General features: G+C 68.8%; 9 protein-coding genes and 1 rRNA gene. All 10 read left to right on the top strand.

Annotated features, from left to right (window positions below):
* A 5S ribosomal RNA gene (rrf, locus tag ABZ564_RS22295) occupies positions 1-95 on the top strand; the annotation flags it as partial.
* Between the two features lie 146 nt (positions 96-241).
* Positions 242-850: a CDP-alcohol phosphatidyltransferase family protein gene (locus tag ABZ564_RS22290; protein ID WP_093709783.1), complete on the top strand. Its 609-nt coding sequence runs from the start codon at positions 242-244 to the stop codon at positions 848-850.
* A gap of 112 nt (positions 851-962) precedes the next feature.
* Entirely contained in the window at positions 963-3,458 is a 2,496-nt protein-coding gene (locus ABZ564_RS22285; protein ID WP_360859128.1) for a mannose-1-phosphate guanyltransferase, read from the top strand.
* Between the two features lie 128 nt (positions 3,459-3,586).
* Positions 3,587-4,489, top strand: coding sequence for a DUF881 domain-containing protein (locus ABZ564_RS22280; RefSeq protein WP_360859125.1), 903 nt, complete (start codon positions 3,587-3,589; stop codon positions 4,487-4,489).
* Positions 4,486-4,818 (top strand): small basic family protein, encoded by a 333-nt coding sequence (locus ABZ564_RS22275; protein WP_003970459.1) that lies wholly within the window; start codon positions 4,486-4,488, stop codon positions 4,816-4,818. Before ABZ564_RS22280 ends, ABZ564_RS22275 begins: the two co-directional genes overlap by 4 nt.
* A gap of 5 nt (positions 4,819-4,823) precedes the next feature.
* Positions 4,824-5,612 (top strand): DUF881 domain-containing protein, encoded by a 789-nt coding sequence (locus ABZ564_RS22270; RefSeq protein ID WP_360859123.1) that lies wholly within the window; start codon positions 4,824-4,826, stop codon positions 5,610-5,612.
* A 190-nt stretch (positions 5,613-5,802) separates the two neighbouring features.
* Positions 5,803-6,558 (top strand): FHA domain-containing protein, encoded by a 756-nt coding sequence (locus tag ABZ564_RS22265; protein WP_360859120.1) that lies wholly within the window; start codon positions 5,803-5,805, stop codon positions 6,556-6,558.
* Between the two features lie 42 nt (positions 6,559-6,600).
* Positions 6,601-7,341, top strand: a complete 741-nt coding sequence (locus ABZ564_RS22260) for a MerR family transcriptional regulator (RefSeq protein WP_360859117.1) — start codon at positions 6,601-6,603, stop codon at positions 7,339-7,341.
* 53 nt (positions 7,342-7,394) lie between these two features.
* Positions 7,395-7,871: a bifunctional nuclease family protein gene (locus ABZ564_RS22255; protein ID WP_026171779.1), complete on the top strand. Its 477-nt coding sequence runs from the start codon at positions 7,395-7,397 to the stop codon at positions 7,869-7,871.
* Positions 7,872-8,109: 238 nt separating this feature from the next.
* A complete protein-coding gene (locus ABZ564_RS22250; protein WP_360859114.1) occupies positions 8,110-8,655 on the top strand; it encodes a MerR family transcriptional regulator in 546 nt (181 codons plus the stop codon).
* Positions 8,656-8,686 lie beyond the last annotated feature (31 nt).

The following is an 8,686-nucleotide window of genomic DNA, read 5'->3' as shown; positions in this document are numbered from 1 at the left end:
AAACGCCCGGTTACATTCCGAACCCGGAAGCTAAGCCTTTCAGCGCCGATGGTACTGCAGGGGGGACCCTGTGGGAGAGTAGGACGCCGCCGAACTCCTTTTAGGAAAAGCCCCGTGCCCCTGTGGCACGGGGCTTTTCCGCGTTCCGGAGCCGCTTCCCACCCCCGTGCACCCGCCGACCGGAGCTGAGGGTAGGGTCAGGAGGCATCATTGGCACGTTCTTGACACAGGAGGCCCTCGGGTGGAGGTCCAGGAGACCCGCGTTCAGACGGACCGGGTACTCACCATCCCCAACATCCTCAGCATGGCGCGCCTCGTCGGCGTGCCTGTCTTCCTGTGGCTGATCCTCCGCCCCGAGTTCGGCGGACCCAAGAGTGACAGCTGGGCCTTGCTGGTCCTGATGTTCAGCGGCGTCAGCGACTACCTCGACGGCAAGCTCGCGCGCCGGTGGAATCAGATCAGCAGCCTCGGACGGCTCCTCGACCCGGCTGCCGACCGGCTCTACATTCTTTCCACTCTCGTCGGACTCACCTGGCGCGAGATCCTGCCTCTCTGGCTCACCATCGCCCTGCTCGCCCGCGAGCTGATGCTCCTTGTGATGGTCGGAATCCTGCGCCGGCACGGCTATCCGCCGCCCCAGGTGAACTTCCTGGGCAAGGCGGCCACGTTCAACTTGATGTACGCATTCCCCTTGTTGCTGCTCAGCGACGGGCATGGTTGGCTGGCAGAGGTGGCCACTGTTTTCGGATGGGCGTTCGCAGGATGGGGTACAACGCTCTATTGGTGGGCAGGAATCTTGTACGTGGTTCAAGTCCGCCGTCTCGTCAAGGCGGATGCAGTAGCCGATTGAGCTCGCTGATGGGGTGCCGTGCAACGATGCCGGCCCGCGGCTGATGACACAGAAGCTGCCCTGACGGGCGAAGTCGGCTCAACCGTCGTCTCTCAAGGAGGACGTTTCCGACATGAAGGCCGTCGTGATGGCTGGCGGCGAAGGCACTCGCCTTCGCCCCATGACCTCGAGCATGCCCAAACCGCTCCTGCCCGTGGCCAATCGGCCGATCATGGAGCATGTGCTCCGACTGCTGAAACGGCACGGGCTCAATGAGACGGTCGTGACCGTCCAGTTCCTCGCCTCCCTGGTCAAGAACTATTTCGGGGACGGCGAAGAGCTCGGCATGGAGCTGAGCTATGCCAACGAGGAGAAGCCGCTCGGCACCGCCGGCAGCGTGAAGAATGCCGAAGAGGCATTGAAGGATGACACCTTCCTCGTCATTTCCGGTGACGCGCTCACCGACTTCGACCTCACGGACCTGATCGCTTTCCACAAGGAGAAGGGCGGCCTGGTCACCGTCTGCCTCACCCGCGTTCCCAATCCCCTGGAATTCGGGATCACGATCGTGGACGAGCAGGGCCAGGTCGAACGGTTCCTGGAAAAGCCCACCTGGGGCCAGGTCTTCTCGGACACTGTGAACACGGGCATCTACGTCATGGAGCCCGAGGTCTTCAACTACGTCGAGGCCGATGTCTCCGTGGACTGGTCCGGGGACGTCTTCCCGCAGCTCATGAAGGAAGGCAAGCCCATCTACGGCTACATCGCCGAGGGCTACTGGGAGGATGTCGGCACGCACGAGAGCTATGTGAAGGCCCAGGCCGACGTGCTCGAGCGCAAGGTCGACGTGGAGATCGACGGCTTCGAGATCTCTCCGGGTGTCTGGGTGGCCGAAGGCGCCGACGTGCACCCCGACGCCGTGCTGCGGGGCCCGCTGTACATCGGGGACTACGCCAAGGTCGAGGCCGGCGTGGAGATCCGGGAGCACACCGTCATCGGGTCGAACGTCGTCGTCAAGAGCGGTGCCTTCCTGCACAAGGCCGTGGTCCACGACAACGTGTACATCGGTGACCACAGCAACCTGCGTGGCTGTGTGGTCGGCAAGAACACCGACATCATGCGCGCCGCCCGGATCGAGGACGGCGCCGTCATCGGCGACGAATGCCTCGTCGGTGAGGAATCGATCATTCAGGGGAACGTCCGCGTCTACCCCTTCAAGACCATCGAGGCCGGCGCCTTCGTCAACACCTCGGTGATCTGGGAATCCCGCGGCCAGGCCCATCTCTTCGGGGCGCGTGGCGTCTCCGGAATCCTGAACGTCGAGATCACTCCCGAGCTGGCCGTCAGACTGGCCGGCGCATACGCGACGACGCTCAAGAAGGGTTCCACCGTCACCACCGCCCGGGACCACTCCCGTGGTGCCCGGGCCCTCAAACGCGCGGTGATCTCCGCGCTCCAGGCCAGCGCCATCGACGTACGGGACCTGGAGAACGTACCGCTGCCCGTCGCACGTCAGCAGACCGCGCGTGGAAGTGCCGGCGGGATCATGATCCGGACCTCGCAGGGCGTGCCCGACTCCGTCGACATCATGTTCTTCGACGAACGCGGAGCGGACCTCTCCCAGGCGCGGCAGCGGAAGCTGGACCGGGTCTACGCCAGGCAGGAGTACCGGCGTGCCTTCCCGGGTGAGATCGGGGACATCTACTTCCCCTCCAGCGTCTTCGACTCGTACACCGGGTCGCTCCTGCGCAATGTGGACACGACGGGGATTGCCGACGCCCAGCTCAAGGTCGTCGTCGACGCCTCCAACGGCAGCGCGGGGCTCGTGCTGCCGAGCCTCCTGGGGCGGCTGGGCGTGGACGCGCTCACCATCAACCCCGGGCTCGACGAATCCCGTCCGACCGAGACGGCCGAGGCCCGGCGCAACGGCCTCGTGCGCCTCGGCGAGATCGTCTCCTCGGCGCGAGCAGCCTTCGGTGTCCGCTTCGACCCGGTGGGCGAACGGCTCTCGCTGGTCGACGAGCGGGGGCGGATCGTGGAGGACGACCGGGCTCTGCTGGTCATGCTCGACCTCGTCGCCGCCGAGCGGCGCAGTGGGCGGGTGGCGTTGCCGGTGACCACCACCAGGGTCGCCGAGCAGGTGGCCGCGTACCACGGCACACAGGTCGAGTGGACGACGACGTCGCCCGACGACCTGACCCGGGTGGGGCGTGAGGAAGGCACCATCTTCGGGGGAGACGGCCGCGGCGGCTTCATCGTTCCCGAATTCGCCAGTGTCTTCGACGGGACGGCCGCGTTCGTACGGCTCATCGGGCTTGTCGCCAGGACCCAGCTCACGCTGAGCCAGATCGATGCCCGTATTCCGCGCGCCCATGTCCTGCGCCGTGACCTGGCGACCCCCTGGGCCGTGAAGGGCCTGGTGATGCGCCGGGTGGTGGAGGCGGCCGGAGACCGGGACGTCGACACGACGGACGGCGTGCGGGTCGTGGAGGCGGACGGGCGCTGGGTCATGGTCCTGCCGGACCCGGCGGAAGCCGTCACCCATCTGTGGGCCGAAGGGCCCGACGACGCCTCCGCCGAGGCGCTGCTGGACGAGTGGGCCGCGGTCGTCGACAGCGCGGGCAACTGAGGTCGGGCCGCCGGGACGGGTGAGCGGGCGGCCGTCCCGGCGGCGGACCGGCCGCCCGTTCCCGCAGGCAGCGGGCCATGGGTGGGGCCATTCGGCGTAACCCACCGTGCCATGCGACGATGTGCGGCATGTCGCAGCAGCCTCCCGGTCGGAGCACGGCCCCGCCGCCCAAGCGCCCCGACGCGTCCATGTTGCTGCTGACCAACGTGATGGAGCACAGCCTGGACGACGGCTACGCCGAAGCCGCGGCGCGGCGTGCGGCGGACGGGCGCGCCGGCATGCCCCGTACGCTCAAGGCCAAGCTCGGCTTCGCGGCGTGTCTGGTCCTGGCCGCGCTGGTCGTCACGCTCGGTGCGGCCCAGGCGCGGGTGACCGCGCCGGTACTGGCCAAGGAGCGACAGGAGCTCATCGACCGTATCGACGCGGAGACGGCGGCGGCCGACACCCTGGAATCCCAGGTGGAGGAAGTCCGCGACGACGTGAGTACGCGCCAGCGCAAGGCCCTCCAGCAGCACGGGGGGGACCAGGGCGAGCTGGTGGCGCTGCTCTCCGGGGCGACGCCCGTGCACGGTCCGGGGCTCAAGGTCGTCGTCGACGACGCCGAGGACACCGACCAGGGTGGTGGCGGGCCCCGCGAGACCAGCGGCTTCTCCGACACCGGGCGGGTCAGGGACCGGGACATGCAGCGTGTCGTCAACGGCCTGTGGGAGTCCGGCGCCGAGGCCATCGCCATCAACGGGCAGCGACTGACGTCCCTGTCGGCGATCCGGGCCGCGGGCGACGCCATACTGGTCGACAACAAACCGCTCGTGCCCCCGTACACGGTGCTCGCGGTGGGGGACGGCAAGAAGCTGGGCGCGGCCTTCCGGGCCAGTGCCGACGGCCAGTACCTGCAGGCTCTGAAGGACACCTTCGACATCAGGACCGGCATCTCCGTCCAGGAGAAGCTGAACCTCCCGGCCGCCCCGAGCCTGATCGTACGGACAGCAGAGCCATACAAGGCCGCAGACACAGGGAAGGGCACATCGTGATCGCCGTACTGGGCCTCGTCGTGGGAGTCGTGGTCGGACTGTTGGTCCGGCCCGAAGTGCCGGCGGTGGTCGAGCCCTATCTCCCCATCGCCGTCGTCGCCGCGCTCGACGCGGTCTTCGGTGGCCTGCGGGCCATGCTCGACGGCATCTTCGTCGACAAGGTCTTCGTGGTCTCGTTCCTCTCGAACGTGGTCGTGGCGGCGCTCATCGTCTTCCTGGGCGACAAGCTGGGCGTCGGCGCCCAGCTCTCCACGGGTGTGGTGGTCGTGCTGGGCATCCGGATCTTCTCCAACGCCGCCGCGATCCGCCGGCACGTCTTCCGGGCGTGATGCCGATGAGCAACGACACGTTCAACGACGGCGGCGAGCAGCCGGGCCGCCCGCCCGCCGACGCTGCCGGGGAGCTCACCGGGCGCCAGCGACTGGTCGCAGGCATCTGGCCGCCCCGCATCACCCGCGCCCAACTCGTCGTCGCCCTCCTGCTGTTCGTCCTCGGTCTGGGGCTCGCCATCCAGGTGCGGTCCAACAGCGACAACAGCGCCCTGCGCGGTGCCCGCCAGGAGGACCTGGTGCGCATCCTCGACGAGGTGGACGACCGCACCCAGCGGCTGGAGGACGAGAAGCAGCGCCTCGACGACCAGCGCACGGAGCTGGAGAACAGCTCCGACCAGGCCGAGGAGGCCCGGAAGCAGACGGTCGAGAAGGAGCGGCAACTCGGCGTGCTCGCGGGTACCGTGGCGGCCCACGGGCCGGGGATCACGCTGACGGTCGACGACCCCGGGGGTGCCGTGCGGCCGGACATGCTGCTCGACGCGCTGCAGGAACTCAGGGCGGCCGGCGCGGAGGCCGTGGAGGTCAACGGCGTCCGCGTGGTGGCCAATACGTACTTCTCCGGCGACGGGGGCGCGGTCAAGGTCGACGGCCGCAAGATCTCCGCCCCGTACGTCTTCAAGGTCATCGGCAAGCCGCAGGATCTGGAACCGGCGCTGAACATCCCCGGGGGTGTGGTGCAGACGCTGGAGAAGGAGCAGGCCACGGTGCATGTGGCCCGGGCCGACGACATTGTCGTGGATGCCTTGCGACCGGCGGAGCGGCCTGACTACGCTCGGTCGTCGGGCCAGTGATCCCCGGGCGCCCGGGCGGCGGGGAACACGAGCGGACGGTTGCGGGGGGTCGCCGCATCGTAATCGTGGCGCGTGGTGGAAACTGTCGGGTGGATACGGACGTTGTGAAGATGTCCGGGTCGGCAGGTGTGTTCATTCAGGGTTCGTCCTGCCCCACGGGCGGGTCTGTTTCGGTCAAGGGGAATCGCCCGTGAAGTTGTTTGGGAAGTTGTTCGGCAAGAGCGCTCGCGATGAAGCCGCACGTCATCGCGCGCCGCGCCATGGTCAGACCGATGAGCAGGGCGCGGAGCGCCCGCTCTTCCGCGACCAGGTGGCAGGCCAGGGGGGTGGCTATCCGGGCGGTTCCGGCGCGTCGTCCGTTGACCCTGCCGGTCCCGGCCGCATAGGTTTCGGAGCCCCGAGCCAGGAGGCTTCGTCCATGCCGGTGTGTACGAGGTGCGGCCACCGCAACGCCGAGGCCAGCCGTTTCTGCTCCAACTGCGGGGCGCCGCTGCGGGGCGGAATCCCCGAGCGTGCCTCGGAGACGACGTCGACCATCTCGATCTCGGGCCTGGAGGCGTACGAGGCGGAGGCGACCGGCCAGACGGCCGTGCCGTCGCTGTCTCCCGAGGCGCAGGCCGCCGTCGACGCCCTGCCGCTCGGCTCGGCGCTCCTGGTGGTGCGGCGCGGGCCGAACTCCGGCAGCCGCTTCCTGCTGGACGGCGAGCTGACCACGGCCGGCCGTCACCCGCAGAGCGACATCTTCCTCGACGACGTGACGGTCTCGCGCCGCCACGTGGAGTTCCGTCGCAACGCCGACGGCAGCTTCACGGTCGGGGACGTCGGCAGCCTCAACGGCACCTATGTCAACCGTGAGCGGATCGACTCCGTCGGCCTGTCCAACGGCGACGAAGTGCAGATCGGCAAGTACCGGCTGGTCTTCTACGCAAGCCAGCGGGGCATCTGACCCGCCCCCGGACGCCGTCCGGGGGGACCCCCAGGAAGGTCCATGCTGAGAACACCGAGCGGCGGTGCCGGACACGGCACCGCCGCCGACGACCGGCCGATGAGCATCGGCACGGTGCTCCTGCAACTGCAGGAGGAGTTCCCCGACGTCACCATCTCCAAGATCCGCTTCCTGGAGGCCGAGGGGCTCGTCGAACCGCAGCGGACCCCTTCCGGCTACCGGAAGTTCGTCCCCGCGGACGTCGAGCGGCTCGCCCAGGTGCTCCGGATGCAGCGGGACCACTACCTGCCGCTCAAGGTCATCCGCGAGCACCTGGATGCCCTCGCCCGGGGGGAGCAGGTGGCCCTGCCCTCCCCGGACGGCGAGCGGCAGGAGACGGAGGGCGACTGGGCCGGGGTCCCGGGCCGGGCCACGGCCGCCCGCATCGGCCGCGCCGAGCTCCTCGTCGCCGCCGAGGTCACCGAGAGCGACCTCGACGCCTGGGAGTCGTACGGCCTCGTCGCGCCCTCACCCGACGGCGGCTACGACGCGGAGATGGTGACCGTCGCCAGGCTTGTGGCGGATCTGGGGCGATTCGGTCTGGAACCTCGTCACCTGAGGGCCATGCGGGCCGCCGCCGACCGGGAGGCGGGACTCATCGAGCAGGTGGTCGCGCCGCTGCGCCGGCACCGGAATCCGCAGACCAGAGCGTATGCCGAGGCGACCGCGAAGGAGCTGGCGGAGCTCTCCGTACGGCTGCATTCCGCCCTCGTGCAGACCGCTCTGCAGATCCGGCTGCACTGAAGCCGGACCAGCCCGACTACCCAAACCTGCCGAGCACGTCCTAGGGTTGCTGTGTGAACGAGCTCGACGTTGTGGGTGTCCGGGTGGAAATGCCCTCCAACCAGCCGATCGTGCTCCTGCGTGAAGTGGGAGGCGACCGGTACCTCCCCATTTGGATCGGTCCTGGCGAGGCGACCGCGATCGCCTTCGCGCAGCAGGGCATGGCTCCGGCCAGGCCGCTGACCCATGATCTCTTCAAGGATGTGCTCGAGGCCGTGGGCCAGGAGCTCACCGAGGTCCGCATCACGGACCTGCGTGAAGGGGTTTTCTACGCGGAGCTGGTCTTCGCCGGCGGTGTCGAGGTGAGCGCGCGGCCTTCCGACGCGATAGCGCTCGCCCTGCGCACCGGCACGCCGATCTACGGCAGTGACGGGGTGCTCGACGACGCGGGGATCGCGATCCCCGACGAGCAGGAGGACGAGGTGGAGAAGTTCCGCGAGTTCCTCGACCAGATCTCTCCGGAGGACTTCGGTACGAACAACAGCCAGTGACGTCCTCGGGGCCGCCGTCGGCTCATCCGATGACCCTTTCCCCGTCAACGGTCACGCGAAACCACCCTCAGGGTGATTATCACTCGGCGTGCCGAGTGTGGCGATCGTTGACGCACCCCGGGTGACTGCCTACCTTCGAGTGGGCAGGTCAAGGACGGAGGTCGGCGTGAGAAACAGCGGCGACGGTACGGCAGCGGGTGCGCCGTATCCGCAGCAGGGGAGTACGGCCGACCGAACCATGAGGCAGTCGGCCGTGCCGGCTGCGGTGGCAGGGGGCGGCGTGGCATCGGCCGACGACATCGGCTATCGCGGGCCTACGGCGTGCGCGGCGGCGGGTATCACCTACCGGCAGCTCGACTACTGGGCTCGCACCGGTCTCGTCGAGCCGAGCGTCCGTCCGGCGTACGGGTCGGGCACTCAGCGGCTCTACAGCTTCCGGGACGTCGTCCTGCTGAAGATCGTGAAGCGGTTCCTCGACACCGGTGTCGCGCTCCAGAACATCCGGACCACGGTCCAGCACCTGCGGGCCCGCGGCTTCCAGGATCTGGAACGCATGACGCTGATGAGCGACGGGGCGACGGTCTACGAGTGCTCCTCGCCCGCCGAGGTCGTCGACCTCCTCCAAGGAGGCCAGGGCGTCTTCGGTATCGCCGTCGGCGTGGTGTGGCGGGACGTGGACGCCGCGCTGTCGCAGCTGCACGGGGAGCGAGTGGACACGGGCGAGACCCTCATCGGTCACAACCCCGCCGACGAGCTGGCGCGGCGCCGCAACCGGGCCGTCTGAACCGCTGGGAGCGCCCGCGTGGCGGGAATCG

The sequence above is a fragment of the Streptomyces sp. NPDC019224 genome, from assembly GCF_040632605.1.
Taxonomy (GTDB): domain Bacteria; phylum Actinomycetota; class Actinomycetes; order Streptomycetales; family Streptomycetaceae; genus Streptomyces.
Note: the sequence above shows the minus strand (reverse complement) of the source record. Positions and strands in the feature narration are given on the sequence as shown.

Excerpts from the sequence above, each read along its gene's own strand:
- ABZ564_RS22285 (WP_360859128.1), top strand. The coding sequence starts at position 963 with ATGAAGGCCGTCGTGATGGCTGGCGGCGAAGGCACTCGCCTTCGCCCC.
- ABZ564_RS22280 (WP_360859125.1), top strand. The coding sequence starts at position 3,587 with ATGTCGCAGCAGCCTCCCGGTCGGAGCACGGCCCCGCCGCCCAAGCGC.
- ABZ564_RS22270 (WP_360859123.1), top strand. The coding sequence starts at position 4,824 with ATGAGCAACGACACGTTCAACGACGGCGGCGAGCAGCCGGGCCGCCCG.
- ABZ564_RS22260 (WP_360859117.1), top strand. The coding sequence starts at position 6,601 with ATGCTGAGAACACCGAGCGGCGGTGCCGGACACGGCACCGCCGCCGAC.
- ABZ564_RS22250 (WP_360859114.1), top strand. The coding sequence starts at position 8,110 with ATGAGGCAGTCGGCCGTGCCGGCTGCGGTGGCAGGGGGCGGCGTGGCA.